The following is a 15,278-nucleotide window of genomic DNA, read 5'->3' as shown; positions in this document are numbered from 1 at the left end:
TGGGCGAAGCCCGACGGCGACGCACGGCGGCCGTCATGGTGCGTAATGAGCGCCGGCCGCAACTGGTCACGGCTGGAAGGGCGCCCACGTGTCCATGTCGTACTCGAGCTCGATGCCGTCGTAGAGGCGGACTCGCCAGGCATGCACATCGCCGCTGACGAACTGGCCCCGTACGACCTCCGTCGTCCACTCGCCCTGGTCGGTCAAGCTCCAGTGGATCAATCCGATGTGCTCGCGCGCCCGCGGCTGATGCGGCGGGTGGATGTAGCTGTCGTCCTGCGCCATGGTCGGCCCCTCCCCGCCAGCAGGTTCGCGTGTTCGTATAGCGCACAGTCTGGCCAATGATGCGCCGCGGGCGGCTAGGGGTCATTCTGAAAATCGACACAGGCTCGCTTGCCCTTGCATAACGACCTGGATTCTCACAAGCGGCCCTGCCGCAGGTGTTGCCGGGTGAGCTCGGCCATCTCGTCGTCACTCAACTCGTCGAGCCTCCTCCCTTCGCGGCGGTCCAGGCGCATCCACCGCACGAAGAGGAGGACGAGGACCGGCACGTCGGCGACCTCGGCGATGAACCAGAGCAGGTCGCCCGAGAGGTGCTGGTCGTGCAGCGGCGTCGGGAACCAGAACGGCAGGCGCGCCGTGATCGCGGGCGCGTGGTCGAGGATGCCGTCGTTGAGTCGCAGGAGCAGGCCCGGGATGGCGTCCAGCAGCAGCTCCACGAAGGCGAGCAGGAACTCGACTGTGACGAAGAAGCCCGTGCGGAGGACCGAGTGCGCGGCGATCGGCAGCACGAGCACCAGGCCGGCCAACGGCGTCACGACCGAGATCGTCCACTCCGACCACGGCGAGTCGCGCAGGATCGCCGCGACCGGCGTGAGGAACACGAGGAAGACCGCGCACGCGATCACGGGTGCGGCGATGGCGTTGCCGAAGGCCCGAACCGGCCAGGAGCGCATCGCCCGCTCGGTGCGGCGACGTCCGTCCGCGCTCAGGGCGGCGCGCGCAAGAGCGATCGGACGGCCCAGGGAGACGAGGGCCGGCACGACGAAGAGCAGCAGCGCGATGCGGGTGGTGAACGCCCAGCGCAGGTCCGTGCTCTCGGCGCCCAGGAACCCGAACGAGACCACGGCGTACGAGCCGAGTCCCAGCAGAAGGTAGACCGCCGTCAGCCGGAGCGGCCAGCGGTGGCCACGCCGACGCAGCCGCAGCACACCACCGAGGTACAGCACCACGGCCGCGAGCAACAGCGCGGCGGCGGCCGGGTCGAACGACCAGGTCGTGAGGAAGACGGCGAGGGGCGGCGTGATCGGCTCCGGATCGAGGGTGGGCGCCTCATTCTCGCCCCGCACGCAGGCGTCGGCCGGACGGATCCGCCTTCCCTGAGAGGAGCATCAGGCCGACACAGAGGACTCCCCGTCTGCGTCGCCGAACCCGCCCTAGGCTCGTCTTCGGTCGCGCGGGCATCGGGCGATGGGGTGCGGGTCGCGAGACGGACGAGGTCTGCATGTCGGGCGACGAACGACGGCGAGCACTGGAGCGGGAGCGTGCCGCCTCCCTGCGTGTCCGGCGGAGGCGACCGCGGCGTGGAGCGGCACTCGGAGCCTCCGGCGCGACGATCGCACTCCTGCTCGGGATCGCGATGGCCCCGCCGGCGTCCGCGGCGCCCCTGGAAGTTGTGACGGCGGCGGCCTCCGGCCATGCGGTCGCGCAGCATCTCACCGTCTCCGCGATCGTCGCAGCGGCACGGATCGACCGCGACGATCCGGTCGCGTCCGCGGTCGCCGGGATCATCGCGGACCACGGCGGAGCGGCAGGTGAGCGCGCGGCCGGTGCGATCGTCTCGGCGCTCGCAGCCGGTGGCGCACGTGCGCAGATCGTGGCGACAGCGATGAGCTACCTCGGCGATCCGTATGTTCTCGATGGAGCCGACCATTCAGGCATCGACTGCTCGGGACTCGTCATGGTGTCCTACGCTGCGGTCGGCATCCCGCTCGGCCACCTCGTGCACCTGCAGGACGACGCCGGCCGGCGGATCGACGAGGCGGACGCCGAGCCGGGCGACCTGGTGGTGTTCGACGACGACGAGCACATCGCCCTCTATTTGGGCGACGGGATGATCATCCAAGCGCCCGAGGAAGGGCGCCCCGTCGAGGTCACCACCGTGTGGTCGGGCGTCCCCCACCACTTCACGCGCATCCTGCCGGGATGAGCAGGGCCGGAAAGACCAGGGGGGAGGGGTCCGCGGACCCCTCCCCCCTGGTCATTCGTGGCCGTCGGTCAGACCTGCGGTGCGCTGCCCGGACGACGGCGACCGCGGGTGACGAACAGGTAGCCCGCGATCAGCAGGGCCAGCGCGATCACCACGATCAGCGGGGTGAGGACCGAGCCGGTGGAGGCAAGGGAACCGGCCGCGGAAGTCGAGCCTGCGCCGACCGAACCGTTGCCGCCGCCCGCCGCATCGCCGGGCAGGGCGCCGGAGGGCTGCCCGTCGGCGGTGACCTCGAAATTCACGGTCACCGACTTCCCGCTCTGGGCGCCCGTGACGGTGATCGTGTGGGCACCCAGATCGGTCGGAGCGGTGGCCGAGAGGGCTGCCGAACCGTCCAGCACGTCCGTGCGGGGCAGGTCGACCGGGTCGGACTGCATGACCCCGGTGACCTGCCGGTCGCCGCCGAAGCCCGCGAGCGTCGCGGTGATCGGATCGCCCGGCTTCACCGACGTCGCGCTGAGCGTGACGGTCGCACTGGCGCTCAGCGCGGCGACGTCCCGGTTCAGCTCCAGGGCACGGGCGATGGTGAAGAAGGTGTCGGACTGGTCGGTGAGGCCGACGACGTCGGCTGCACCCGGGCCGTAGCCGGCGATGCGGAGCTGCGCGCCGGTGTGCTGCTGCGAGCCACCCGCCGCGGCAGTTCCGTACGCCACCTTCATGACGGTTCCATCGGCCGTGGTCAGCGCGGTCGAGAGCGTCGCCGGCGGCGTACTGTCCACGATCTGGCTGGTGTGGGCGTGGTCCGCGGTCACGATGACGAGGGTGTTGCCGTCCTTCTTGGCGAACGCGAGCGCGGCCTGCACCGCCTCATCCAGGTCCACGGTCTCGCCGATCTGCCCACAGGCGTCCGCCGAGTGGTCGCGCTTGTCGATGCTGGCGCCCTCCACCTGGAGGAAGAACCCGTCGCCGCCCGGCTTGTCGAGCAGCGAGATCGCCTTGCTGGTCAGCGACGAGAGCGACAGGTCGGTCGCCAGCCGGTCCGGATTGGCGGAGCAGGTGACCGGTGCCTGGTCAGCACCCCCGACGGCCGCGGTCGTCGCAGCGTAGCGGGTGGGGAAGTTGCCGGGGGTGAAGAGCCCGAGCACCGGCTTCTGCTGGTTCGCCTCGGTCACCCCGGCAAGCCCTGCGGCGTCGCCGACGACCTGGTATCCGCGCTCGCCGGCCTGGGCGAACAGCGTCTTGTCCTTCCACTGCCCGGCCTTCGCCGTCTGCTGGAACGATGCGGAACCTCCGCCGAGTGTCACGTCGGGGCGCGCGTCCAGCAGCTGCTCGCTGATCGAGCCGCGGCCGCCGTTCTGCAGGGCGTCGCTTCCGCAGGAGGCGGTGTCCGGTCCGTAGCACGAGCGGGCGCCGACGTGGGCGACCTCGACCGCGGGCGTCGCATCCTGGATCTCGGCGGTGCTGACGTTGCCGGTGCGCAGCCCGTTGGCGCGTGCGAGCTCCAGGAGGGTCGCCTGCGGCTTGCCGTCGATGTCGACCGAGATGGCGTTGTCGTACGTCTTGGTGCCCGTCGCCCAGGCCGAGCCGGTCGCCGCCGAGTCCGGGACGTAGTCGGGCTTGCCCTTGTTCGCGCCGTCCTTGTAGACGGAGTAGGTCGTGTACTGGCCGGTGAGCGGCAGGGCGTCGATGCCGGGCAGCATCCCGCCCGCCCCGTACTGGTAGTTGCGGGCGACGGTGATCTCGCTGTCGCCCATCCCGTCGCCGATCAGCAGGATGACGTTCTTGGCCGGGCCGTTGACGATCGACTGGCGGAGCGCTGCGGTCGAGTCGTCGGGGTTGCGGGCAGCTCCGCCGTTGTCGGAGGTCGCGGCCAGTGCGGGGGCCGGCAGCAGCGCGGCGGCCAGCACGCCGGCAGTGGCGGCGAGCACGGCGCCGGCCTTCCAGCGCGAGGGGGTTCGGAACATGCGGGCAGGTCCTTTCGGTCGGTGTGACCGGACCATCCGACAGGGCCGCGATGACGCGCGGATGAACCTGAGAGAGCGTTCATGTGAACTCTCACAGGGACGCGCGAACTCCTGTTCTCAGGAGCGGAGTTCGCGCCGCATCAGCCAGCGGACCCGGCCGCCAGAATGCGCGTCGGTCGCGAGGACTCGCGAGAAGCCGTGCTTCTCGAACAGCTCGACGGTCCCGACGTAACCGCTGATCACATCCACCCGCTCGCCGGCGGTGTCGACAGGATAGCCCTCGACCAGCGCGGCACCGGAGACGCGGGCGTGCTCGACGGCCCCATCCAGAAGATCGTGCATCAGGCCACGCTTGCGGAAGCCGCCACGCACCACGAAGCAGACGATCGACCACGGGTCGCGGTCCTCATCCACGTGCGGGATGGTGCGGGAGTTCATCAGCCGCCGGTACGTCGACTTCGGCGCGACCGAGCACCAGCCGGCGACGTCGCCGTCGATGTAGGCGAGCACGCCGGGGCCGGGTTCCGTCGAGCACTCGGTGTGCATGTACTCGATCCGCGCGGGCATGTCGAGGCGGGAGTCGCGGTACGACATGCACACGCACCCGCCGCCACCGGGCTTCCGCGGCACCATGAACGTCGCGAAGTCGTCGAAACGACCGGTGGCGGGGAGCACCTCGACGGCCATGGCCACAGCGTAGCGACGACCTCCGACAGAGGGCCCTAGTGCGTGCGCGTGGCCGCTCCGGCGGCACCAGCCAGTGCTGCCCCCGTGCCGAGGCCCAGCTCCGGGAAGGCGAGCAGGACCATGTCGACCAGTTCCTCCCGCGGACGGGTCAGCGGGTCGGTCACCGGCAGGCCCAGCTGCGCCTCGTGTTCGGCGATGGTCTCGTCGAGTTCGGTCGCCGTCAGGCCTTCGTGGTTGATGGTGACGCCGATGACGCGGGTATCGCTGAACGCCTGGATCAGGGCGATCTCGCTGGCCGCGGTCGGGACCGGCATCATCGGGAAGTCGCCCAGCATCACCCGCCCGGGTGCGTGCTGCACGATGACGCCCTCCGGCCGGCTCCCACGCAGGATGGCGCCGGAGCTGAGGTAGGCAGGATGACTCAGCGCACCCTGGCCTTCGACGATGATCACGTCCGGGTCCTCCTCCTCGAACGCGGCGACGACCTGCGCCTCCACCTCGCCGGAGCAGAACTGCGGGATGGTCGCATCCAGCGCGACCGCGTACCGGGCGCCCTGGATCAGCGACGTCTGCCCGGTTCCGACCAGCACGGCCCGGATACCCACCGCGTTGAGCGCCTGCGTGAGCAGGGTCGCCGTCGTGCGCTTACCCACCGACCCGTCTGTGCCGAGCACCGCGATCCGCGGGCAGGTCACGTCGAAGATGCGACCGCTGAACAGCTTCAGGTCCTTGATCTCCTTGGGGCGGCGCACGTCGACGATGGTCACCCCGGCCACCAGGGCGGCGGCGACGAACTCGGCGTCGTCATTGAGGTACTCGTGCAGTCCGTTGACCAGGTTCATCCCGCGATCGATCCCATCCAGCAGCACCGCCCGGTGATCGGCGGTGAGCAGGCCGTCGGTGGGGGCCATCCCGAAGATGAGCGTGTCCGGCACGAAACCGGCCCGTCCGATGGAGTCGTCGAGGCTAGCGAGCACGGGGATGCCGTTGGGCACCCCATCCAGGACCATCCCCGCGTCCTGACCAGCGCACGAGCTGTCGACGATGCTCAGGATGTCGTACTTCTCGGAATGACGGACCAGACCGTTGGCGGTCTTCCCGTCGAGCCTTCCGAACAGCCCTTCGCAGTAGACGACGGCTTTCACGGACGCGGACATGGCGCTCCTCTTGTAAGCACAGAGGAGGCGACGGGATCGTGGCCGGATCCGAAGGATCCTTCTGTCAACGAGGCGTCTTCCCTGAAGCCGGCACAGTACCGGCCGGTGAACCGTAGCAGCGCAACCTGTGCGTCGGTGTCCTCGCCCGTCACGCGGGGCCGCACGAACTCAGTCGTACGGCCCCCGCGTGACGCGGGCGTGCGCCGGATCAGCGCCGCGGGTCGTTGCGCCCCGGCGTGCCCGCCCCGAGGGCGAGCGTCTGCTGCACCGCGGTGTACTCCGGCTTCGGCTGGAGGTTCTCGTCGTAGATGGTCGCCGCTCCCTCACCGGGGAAGACGCCGGGCACCCACGAGTACGCGTCGCCGACGCCCCACACGGTGTACGACAGGCACGCCCGCACCGCGAGGCACGCCTGGAGGGTGGTGGTGTACCCCGCGATCTGGGCGTTCTGCTCGACGGGAGTCACCGGCAGGGTGGTGCGCACATCCACCTCGGTCTCCGCCACCTTCAGCCCCAGCTTCGCGAACCGCTGGAGGTTGTTCTGCAGGTCCGGCAGCGGGTACTGGGTGTCGAGGTGCGTCTGGAAGCCGACGCCGTCGATCGGGACACCCTGCGCCTTGAGGTCCTGGACGAGCTGGTAGACCGCGTTGCTCTTGGGTCCGGTGAACTCGATGTTGTAGTCGTTGTAGAACAGCAGCGCCCGCGGGTCGGCCTGGTGCGCCCAGCGGAAGGCGTCGGCGATGTAGCTCGGGCCGAGCTTCTGCAGCCAGATGCTGTCGCGCAGGGTTCCGTCGTCGTTGAACGCCTCGTTGACGACATCCCACTGCCAGATCTTGCCCTTGAAATGAGTGACCTCATCGGTGACGTGCTTCTTGAGGATCGCGCGCAGCTGGTCGGGCGTCATCGACGGCGCGGCGGCGGTCAGCCAGGCGGGCAGCTGGCTGTGCCAGACCAGCGTGTGCCCGCGCACGAGCTGGTCGTTCTGCTGCGCGAAGGCGACGAGCTTGTCGGCTGCCGACCAGTCGTACGTGCCCTGCGTAGGCTCGACGACCTCCCACTTCATGACGTTCTCCGGCGTGACCGTCGAGAACTGCGAGGCGACGATCGCCCGGTAGTCGCTGTTCTGCGCCAGAACGTCGGTGTTGACGGCGGTGCCGATGCGGAGGCCGGACTGCGAGGCGAGCGCGCGGAGGGAGTCCGCCGGGGCGGGACTGTGGTGGGACGGGGCTGCCGGCGGGGCCGCGAAGGCGGCTCCCTGGGCGAGGATGACGGCTCCGGCCCCGATCACTGCGGTGGTGATGAGACCGGCTCGAAGGCGAATCGACACGCTGCTACTCCTTTGTATGCGTCGGGCGTCGCGGCATCGCGGCGTCCTCGTGGATTTGTTGCGTCATCCAGCTAATTCCGCCCCCGTATGGGTGTCAAAAGTTTTGGAAAAGCCGTATTCGCCGCCGGAACGGCCGGGTATCACCCGGTTCTCAGTCGTCGTCCGGCTCAGCGGACGGAGGACCGACGCGGAAGGATGCCGGCACCTCCTCCGAGGAGTGCCGCGCGGTGCGGGCGTCCCGTTCGAGTCCCGAACGCTGCGTGAGCACCCCGTAGAGCTCCGGCCGCCGCCCCAGCAGCCACCGCCGCCCGGTGGCGAGGGGCAGCAGCTCGAGGTCCAGGTCGGCGGTCACCACCGCCTCGGCCGGCGCGGGCGTCTCGGCCACGATCCGGCCGTACGGGTCGAGGATCATGGCGTTGCCGGTGCGGATCTCGTCGTCGTCGGGTCCGATGCCATTCGCGAAGAGCACGAAGATCCCGTTGTCGTGCGCGCGCGACGGGAGCCAGCGCATCAGCCACTCGCGGCCGGACGGGCCGTTGACGGCGGCCTCCAGCGCTGCCGGGTCCTCGTGCCGGTTGTGCCACAGCTCCGCGGGGATCACCTTCATGCCGTGCGGGCTGCGCGAATTCGTCCCGCCGGTCTGATGCGGCGCGATCAGCACGGTGGCTCCGAGCAGTGCGGTGGCGCGCACGTTCTCGACGAGGTTGTTGTCCCAGCAGATCAGGATGCCCATCCGCACGCCCCACGGGGAGTCGAACACCGTGTATTGCCCGCCGCTTGCGATGGCCTCGTGCTCGAACGCGTGCAGCTTGCGATGGATGTGCGTGGCGCCGTCGGGAAAGCAGACCGCGTACGAGTTGTAGAGGGTTCCGTCGGCGGATTCGAGGAAGCCGGCCCCGATGCCGGCCCCGAGCTCCTGCGACAACTCCCGCAGCCGCGTGACGAGAGGGCCGTCGGCGGCTTCGGCGAGCCCGCGCAGCTCGTCGGCCGGCAGCTTCGTCAGGTGCCAGTATCCGAGCAGGCACATCTCGGGGAAGATGACCAGCTGGCTGCCGTCCGCTGCGGCGACGGACGCCAGACGCCGGATCGTCTCCAGGTTGGCGGCCGGATCGGAGGGTGCTGCCTCGAACTGGACGACGGACACGCGCAGCGGACGCTCTTCACTCATTCGGGGCTCCTCGGGACGACGGACGGCCGGCGCGCGGGCTCGCGATCCAGCCGCATCAGCAATCTATCGAGTTCGTCCTCCCGCCGATCGCTCCCCGTCGTGACGGTCGAGCTCCCTCTTCTCATCCGCCGGGCCGACGGGCACACTGGAGCCGATGTGAAGGAGCCGATACGGCAAACAAGCGCGCTCTCCGCCACCTGGCCGCCATGGCGGCCTGCGTCTGCGCGCTCGCTGCGCCGCTCCTCGTCGCGTCGGCCGCGCCTCCTGCGGCCGCCGCCTTCGCCGACCAGTGCGCATCGCCCGACCGCACGCTCGGCCCGACCACAGCGACGATCGTGGTCCTCCCGGGAGAGACGGTGCTGCTCACCGCTGGCGCATTCCTCGGCGGCATCGACGCGCTACCGGCGGGCGGCACCCTGTGCGTGGGCCCGGGCGCCACCCTCGCTCCTCCGTACATGAACAACGCAGGAGGGGCGCTGGTGGTCGCCGCGGGTGCCGACCTCGCCCTGCCGTTCGTGTCCGTGGGGACAGGGTTCTCGCTCACGGTAGAGGGGACCGCCGTGGTCGCGGGGCTCAATATCAACTCCGCCGCCCTGATCGAGGTGGCGTCCGGCGGCCGGCTCACGATCTCCCAGGCGTTCTCGCCCTCCGCCGGGACTATCGACAACGCCGGGGCCCTGCACATCGCCGCGACCATGAACGAGAACAGCGCGGTCCGCATCCTGAATTCAGGAGTCCTCACCGTCGCCGGTGATGCGACGGTGAACGGGCGGCTGGTGAACACGGGCCTGATGGAGGTCACCGGCAACGTGATCGTGAACGGTTCCGGGGTGGTGCAGAACGACTGCGCACTGGCAGCGACCGGCGACCTGACCAACGACGGGCCGTCGTCGAGCAACCAGGGACTCGTGCTGGTCGGAGGGCGCTTCACCGACAACGGCACCTGGGCGCAGTCCCTGGCCGGGACGCTCGACGCGGCGACCCTCGTCGCCGACGGTCACGTGACGGGATACGGCCGGTACCGCTTCAGCGGCTCCACCAGTGTGCAGGGGAGCTTCACCGGCCTCTCCGCGACGTCGCCGATCGTCGTCGACAGCACGGCGCCTCCCGGACAGATCTTCGACGTGCAGACGGGCACCGTCGTCAATGTCGTGCGCGGGACGGTCGGCCGGTTCACCGCTGGTTCGTATCCGGCCCCGGACTGCGCGCAGCAGCGCCCCTCAGCGGATGTCGTCGTCGGCAAGACCGGTCCGGCGACGGTGACCCAGAACTCCGCGCTCAGCTACGCGATCTCGGTGGCGAACGCCGGCCCGGCAGCCGCAGAGGGCGTCGTCGTAACCGACGCCCTACCGCAGGGCATCAGCGGCGTGACGGCCTCGAACGGCGGCACGGTGGGTACGACGGCGGTCACGTGGAACCTCGGGACGGTCCCGGGCGGAAGCACTGTGACGCTCACCGTCACCGGGACGGTGGTCTCCGGCCCGGGCACTCTGCTCACGGATGTGGCGAGCGCCGTCTCCACGACACCCGACCCCGACCCGGAAAACAACGACGGCTCGTCCGCGTCCAGCCGGTCCACCACCCTGGTCGTCCCCGTCGTGCTCCCGAACACGCCTCCGACCGCCGAGGACACGGCGGTGCAGGGGGTCACCGGTGCGCTGGTCATCGGAAGGGCCACCGCCGCAGACCCGCAGGCAGGCCAAGCACTCACCTTCACCGTCGTGTCGGGGCCGGCGAACGGACGGCTCAGGATGCTGCCCGGCGGCGTGTTCGAGTACCGGAGCGGACCGGAATTCACCGGTGTGGACACCGCGACGTTCCAGGTCTGCGACAACGGGACACCGTCGTTGTGCGACGAGGGGACGATCACCATCACCGTGTTCCCGGTCGCGACGGACGTCGCCGCCCAGACCTTCCAGGGCCGCCCGGTCGTGGTGCCGCTCGTCCCCGACAGCGCGACGCCCGGGGCGGTACTGGCCGACACTCCCGTCAGTGTGCCGAGCAACGGCACGGTGGTGCTCGACACGACCGAAGGCACCGCGACCTACACACCGGACGCCGGTTTCATCGGGACGGACTCCTTCATCTTCCGGGTCTGCTCGCCCACCGCGCCCACCGTCTGCGACGATGCGACGGTCCTGGTCACGGTCATCCCGCGCAACCTGCCACCCGTGATCCGGGACCTTGTGATGCGGACGACGGCCCGGGTTCCAGTGCAGGACCGATTGGTCATCGTCGACCCCGAGGGAGATCCCTTCGTGGCCGCACGCGGCATCCCGCCCCGGTCGGGGACCGCCAGCGTCGCCAGTGACGGCCTGACCGAGTACCGGCCTCTCGGCCCGTTCGCCGGCCGCGACCAGTACTCGGTGTTCGCGTGCGACGCCGGAACCCCCGAGCTCTGCTCGACCGGTCTGGTCACCGTCGAGATCCTGCCCCGTGCCTTCGACGACGAGGTGACGACCACTGAGGCGACCGCCGTGACCCTGGACGTCACCGCCAACGACATCGGCACCATCGATCCTCCCGCGGTCCTGACGCAGCCGGTCCACGGCACAGCGACGGCGGCGGGCCGGGCGTTCACGTACGTCCCCGCCCGCGGCTTCACGGGCACCGACCGCTTCACCTACCGGATCTGTGCGATCGCCGCCGCCGATCTCTGCGCGGACGCGACCGTCTCCATCACCGTGACGGCGGCTCCGGTGCCGCCGACTCCCGGCCCGGCCCCTCCCGCGACGTCGGGCGAGGGTGAGGATGCCGCGGGCGGTCCGCTCGCCGGGACCGGATCGCAGGTCGGAGACTGGGGCACGGCGGGTCTGCTGGCCATCTGCGCAGGGGTGGCGATGCTCGTCATCCGTCGTCGGGGTCATCGAGCCTGAGCCGACGGCCACGTGCGGCAGTCGTGACGCGGTTATATAGTTGACGCATATAAACAACTACGTTTCCACGTATTAGCGCGCACTCTGACAAGGACTCCCGTGGCCCGCACCGGCATCTACACCAAAGACCACCCGCACTACCGCTGGGTGGCGCTGTCCAACACCACCCTCGGCATGCTGATGGCGACGATCAACTCGTCGATCGTGATCATCTCGCTCCCGGCCATCTTCACGGGCGTCAAGCTCAACCCGCTCGAGCCGGGCAACGTCTCCTACCTGCTCTGGATGCTGATGGGCTACATGCTCGTCACCGCCGTGCTCGTCGTGATGTTCGGACGGATGGGCGACCAGTTCGGCCGCGTCCGCATCTACAACCTCGGCTTCGTCATCTTCACCCTCGCCGCCATCGCGCTGTGCCTCGACCCGTTCAGCGGTGGGCCCGGCGCGCTCTGGCTGATCGTCTGGCGATTCGTGCAGGGCGTCGGTGGAGCCATGCTGTTCGCCAACTCGACCGCGATCCTCACGGACGCCTTCCCGGCGAACAAGCGCGGCTTCGCGCTCGGCCTCAACCAGGTCGCGGCGATCGCCGGAAGCTTCATCGGGCTCATCCTCGGCGGCATCCTCGCCGAGATCGACTGGCGCGCCGTGTTCTTCGTCTCCGTGCCGTTCGGTGTCATCGGCACCATCTGGTCCATCAAGTCGCTGCACGAGGTCGGCCAGAAGAACCCCGGGCGCATCGACTGGCTCGGCAACGCCACCTTCGGCATCGGCCTGATCGCACTGCTCACCGGCATCACGTACGGCATCCAGCCCTACGGCGGCTCCTCGCAGGGCTGGGGGAACCCGTGGGTGCTCGGCTCGATCATCGGCGGCATCCTGCTTCTCGTCGCCTTCGTCTTCGTCGAGCTGCGGGTGCCCGCGCCGATGTTCGACATGCGGCTGTTCCGCATCCGGGCGTTCTCCTCCGGGATCTTCGCCGGCTTCCTCGCCGCCATCAGCCGCGGCGGTCTCCAGTTCATGCTGATCATCTGGCTGCAGGGGATCTGGCTGCCGCTGCACGGCTACAGCTACGAGTCGACGCCGCTCTGGGCGGGCATCTACATGCTCCCGATCACGATCGGCTTCCTGATCGCCGGCCCGATCTCGGGGGCGCTCTCCGACCGGTTCGGCTCGCGCGGGTTCGCCACCGTCGGCCTGCTGATCGTCGCGGCCACATTCGTCGGGCTGCTGCTCATCCCGGTGAACTTCGAGTACTGGCAGTTCGCGGTGCTGACCGGGCTCAACGGCATCGGTTCCGGTCTGTTCTCGTCGCCGAACCGCACGGCGATCATGAACAGCGTGCCCGCGAACGAACGCGGCGCCGCCTCAGGCATGGCCGGCGTCGCCCTCAACGCGGGGAGCTCGCTCTCGATCGGCATCTTCTTCTCCCTGATGATCGCCGGTCTGTCGGTCGCGCTGCCGTCCGCGCTCACCAACGGGCTCACCTCGCACGGCGTCCCCTCGAACGTCGCCGCGCAGGTCGGCAACACCCCGCCGGTCGGGAGTCTGTTCGCCGCCTTCCTCGGCTACAACCCCATCCAGAGCCTCCTCGGCCCGACCGGGATCCTCACCGCGCCGCATGTGGACGGCGCCACGCTGACGGGCAAGGAGTTCTTCCCGCAGCTGATCTCCGGGCCCTTCCACGACGGGTTGGTGGTCGTCTTCATCGCCGCCGCCATCATGAGCGTCATCGGTGCTGTTGCCTCGTTCCTCGGCGGGGCAAAGTATGTTCATGAGGAGGCCGCCGCACCCGAGCGGCAGGCCAGCGAGGAAGGCGAGGAAGTCGGTGCCCAGCGCGCATGAAGCTGACGATCGGCCGGCGGCCGGACGAGACGACGATGTCCCCGGCCGCCTGGCCCTGGCCGTCGGGCGGCTGAACCGCCGCATCCGCTCCTCCACCGGGGGGCTCAGTCACGGACAGCTGTCCGCTCTCTCCACCATCGTCCGCCGCGGACCGATCCGCCCGAGTGAGATCGCCGCCATCGAGGTGGCGGCCGCGCCGACGATCACGCGGATCGTCGCCGAGCTCGAATCCCGAGGCCTCGTGGAGCGCACGCCAGACCCCGAGGACCGCCGCTCGCTGTTCGTCTCCGGGACGGAGGCGGGCACGGAGCTGTTGCTCGAGGCGCGCTCGGACCGTGCGCGTGCGGTCGCGGAGGTCCTCGGCGAGCTGACGCCCGAGCAGGTGGAGGCGGTGCGCGCCGCCCTGCCCGCGCTGGAGCAGGTCGCCCAGCTCGCACCGCCGTCCCCGTACTGAATACAGGACCGCCCTTGCGCGAGTGGTGACATCTCGTCGCCACTGGGCGCGAATTGGAGCAACGACTCACCATTCGGCGGTGGCGGGGGGTGTGGCGGAGGGCGGCGCGGAGGTCAGCTGACGGCGAGCAGGGCCGCGGCGAGCACCGCGAGCACCAGGCCGGCCCACTGAACGGGCGCGACCCGCTCCCGCAGGACGATCGCCGCGAGCATGATGGTGCCGGCCGGGTAGAGCGCGACGAGCACCGACATCGTCGTCAGATCGCCGAGGCGCAGCCCGATCAGGATGATGAGGTTGGCGGAGGCGTCCAGCGCGCCACCGGCCGCCGCGATCCCCGACCCGCGCGCGTCGAGGCGCATCCCTCCCTCGCCGCGGGCTCGGCGCCGTCCGATCAGGACCAGCGTCCCGACGAGCGCCCACATCACCGCGCCGTTCACGGTTCGGTTGGCGAGGAGCGGGACGACGCCCGAATCGGCGGGAGTCTGATCCAGCACGATCAGGAAGACGCCGATCATCGCTCCGGCGGCCACCGCCATCAGCAGCGCTCGCCCGCTCGGTCGCACCGCCCCCTTCTCGGGAACGAATCCGACCAGCACCACCGCGACCAGCGCCAGCCCCAGCGCGAGGTAGCCGACCACGCCGAAGCGGTCGCCACCGAGGAGCCCCCACGTCATCGGGACCAGGGCGGACACCACCGCGGTCAGCGGCGACAGGATGCTCATCGGGCCGATCGCGAGGCACGCGTACAAGAGGGCGACAGCCACCGTGCCGACCAGGCCCGACAGCGCTCCCCAGCCGAGCGCAGCGGCCGACCACACCCCTCCCACCGGGGGATAGGAGAGCAGCAGGAGGACGAGGCCGCTGACAGCTCCGACCGCCGTCGTTCGTAGCGGGCCGATGCGCCGGGCCGCCACCCCGCCGAGGAAGTCGGCGGAACCGTAGACGACGGCGCCCAGCAGCCCGAGGACTGCGGCGGGCATCAGCTCCCGGCCAGTCGATACGTGTGAAGGACCGCGCCGGACTCGAACCGCGTCAGATCGGCGAGCTCGAACGTCCACTTCTCGCGGTCGTCGGGGAAGATCCGCAAGCCGCCGCCGATCATCACCGGGTAGACCAGCAGCCGCAGCTCATCGACGAGGCCCCAGACCAGAAGCGAGCGGACGAGGGAGGCGCTGCCCGCGACGAGGATCGGGCCCCCGTCGCCGTCTTTCAGCGACTGCACCGAACTGCGCACGGGGGGTTCGAGCGCGGTGGCGTTCCAGACGAGTTCGCGAGGCCGCGAGGTGGCGACGTGCTTGGCCATGCCGTTCATGGCGTCCGCGAACTCGCCCTCGCGGGGAGGCCAGGCGTCGGCGAACTGCTCGTACGTACGCCGGCCGAGCAGCAGCGACTCCGCCTCGAGCACTTCGCTGAGCTTGAAGGCGCGGAGGTCGTCAGAGCTGAACGGGATGGTCCAGCCGGAGTGCCGGTGGGTGGGCTCGCCGCCTGGCGCCTCGACGACGCCGTCGAGGGTCATGAACTCTGTCACGATGAGCCGGCGCATGTGGGCGATGGTACCGGAGGGGCCGTCGGGGGTGCGCGGGTTATCCACAGA

Annotated in this window: 13 protein-coding genes; 4 read left to right on the top strand and 9 right to left on the bottom strand. The window is 70.0% G+C overall.

The genetic code is table 11. The annotated features are described in order from the left end of the window. Positions 1–66: 66 nt before the first annotated feature. Positions 67–285, bottom strand: a complete 219-nt coding sequence (locus AB7E03_RS10270) for a hypothetical protein (protein WP_489941316.1) — start codon at positions 283–285, stop codon at positions 67–69. Positions 286–419: 134 nt separating this feature from the next. After that, positions 420–1,349 (bottom strand): cytochrome c oxidase assembly protein, encoded by a 930-nt coding sequence (locus AB7E03_RS10265; protein ID WP_489941315.1) that lies wholly within the window; start codon positions 1,347–1,349, stop codon positions 420–422. A gap of 155 nt (positions 1,350–1,504) precedes the next feature. On the opposite strand from AB7E03_RS10265, the gene AB7E03_RS10260 reads away from it, so the two are divergent. Beyond that, positions 1,505–2,209: a C40 family peptidase gene (locus tag AB7E03_RS10260; protein ID WP_489941314.1), complete on the top strand. Its 705-nt coding sequence runs from the start codon at positions 1,505–1,507 to the stop codon at positions 2,207–2,209. 68 nt (positions 2,210–2,277) lie between these two features. Here AB7E03_RS10260 and phoA read toward each other — a convergent pair whose 3' ends face one another. From phoA to AB7E03_RS10235, 5 genes are all read right to left on the bottom strand, one after another. Then, positions 2,278–4,173: an alkaline phosphatase gene (phoA, locus tag AB7E03_RS10255; RefSeq protein ID WP_489941313.1), complete on the bottom strand. Its 1,896-nt coding sequence runs from the start codon at positions 4,171–4,173 to the stop codon at positions 2,278–2,280. A gap of 117 nt (positions 4,174–4,290) precedes the next feature. Next, positions 4,291–4,860: a GNAT family N-acetyltransferase gene (locus AB7E03_RS10250; protein WP_489941312.1), complete on the bottom strand. Its 570-nt coding sequence runs from the start codon at positions 4,858–4,860 to the stop codon at positions 4,291–4,293. 35 nt (positions 4,861–4,895) lie between these two features. After that, positions 4,896–6,017: an N-acetyltransferase DgcN family protein gene (locus AB7E03_RS10245; protein ID WP_489941311.1), complete on the bottom strand. Its 1,122-nt coding sequence runs from the start codon at positions 6,015–6,017 to the stop codon at positions 4,896–4,898. Between the two features lie 208 nt (positions 6,018–6,225). Then, entirely contained in the window at positions 6,226–7,344 is a 1,119-nt protein-coding gene (locus tag AB7E03_RS10240; protein ID WP_489941310.1) for an endo-1,4-beta-xylanase, read from the bottom strand. Positions 7,345–7,495: 151 nt separating this feature from the next. Continuing rightward, positions 7,496–8,512, bottom strand: coding sequence for a nitrilase family protein (locus AB7E03_RS10235; RefSeq protein ID WP_489941309.1), 1,017 nt, complete (start codon positions 8,510–8,512; stop codon positions 7,496–7,498). A gap of 206 nt (positions 8,513–8,718) precedes the next feature. Between AB7E03_RS10235 and AB7E03_RS10230 the strand changes: the two genes are divergently transcribed. The 3 genes from AB7E03_RS10230 to AB7E03_RS10220 all read left to right on the top strand — a co-directional run bounded on the left by AB7E03_RS10230 (position 8,719) and on the right by AB7E03_RS10220 (position 13,684). Further along, positions 8,719–11,388 carry an Ig-like domain-containing protein gene (locus tag AB7E03_RS10230; protein WP_489941308.1) on the top strand — a complete coding sequence of 890 codons (2,670 nt, stop codon included), beginning with the start codon at positions 8,719–8,721 and terminating at the stop codon, positions 11,386–11,388. Between the two features lie 99 nt (positions 11,389–11,487). Beyond that, positions 11,488–13,230, top strand: coding sequence for an MFS transporter (locus AB7E03_RS10225; RefSeq protein WP_489941307.1), 1,743 nt, complete (start codon positions 11,488–11,490; stop codon positions 13,228–13,230). Further along, on the top strand, positions 13,214–13,684 hold the full coding sequence (locus tag AB7E03_RS10220) for a MarR family winged helix-turn-helix transcriptional regulator (RefSeq protein ID WP_489941306.1): 471 nt from the start codon (positions 13,214–13,216) through the stop codon (positions 13,682–13,684). Before AB7E03_RS10225 ends, AB7E03_RS10220 begins: the two co-directional genes overlap by 17 nt. A gap of 113 nt (positions 13,685–13,797) precedes the next feature. Here AB7E03_RS10220 and AB7E03_RS10215 read toward each other — a convergent pair whose 3' ends face one another. Both AB7E03_RS10215 and AB7E03_RS10210 read right to left on the bottom strand, forming a co-directional pair. Continuing rightward, positions 13,798–14,664 (bottom strand): EamA family transporter, encoded by an 867-nt coding sequence (locus AB7E03_RS10215; protein WP_489941305.1) that lies wholly within the window; start codon positions 14,662–14,664, stop codon positions 13,798–13,800. Next, the gene (locus AB7E03_RS10210) at positions 14,664–15,227 is read right to left on the bottom strand and encodes a dihydrofolate reductase family protein (protein ID WP_489941304.1); all 564 of its coding nucleotides are present in this window, start codon (positions 15,225–15,227) and stop codon (positions 14,664–14,666) included. The genes AB7E03_RS10215 and AB7E03_RS10210 overlap by 1 nt, the downstream gene beginning before the upstream one ends. Positions 15,228–15,278 lie beyond the last annotated feature (51 nt).

Source organism: Leifsonia sp. RCC_180 (assembly GCF_058138205.1).
Note: the sequence above shows the minus strand (reverse complement) of the source record. Positions and strands in the feature narration are given on the sequence as shown.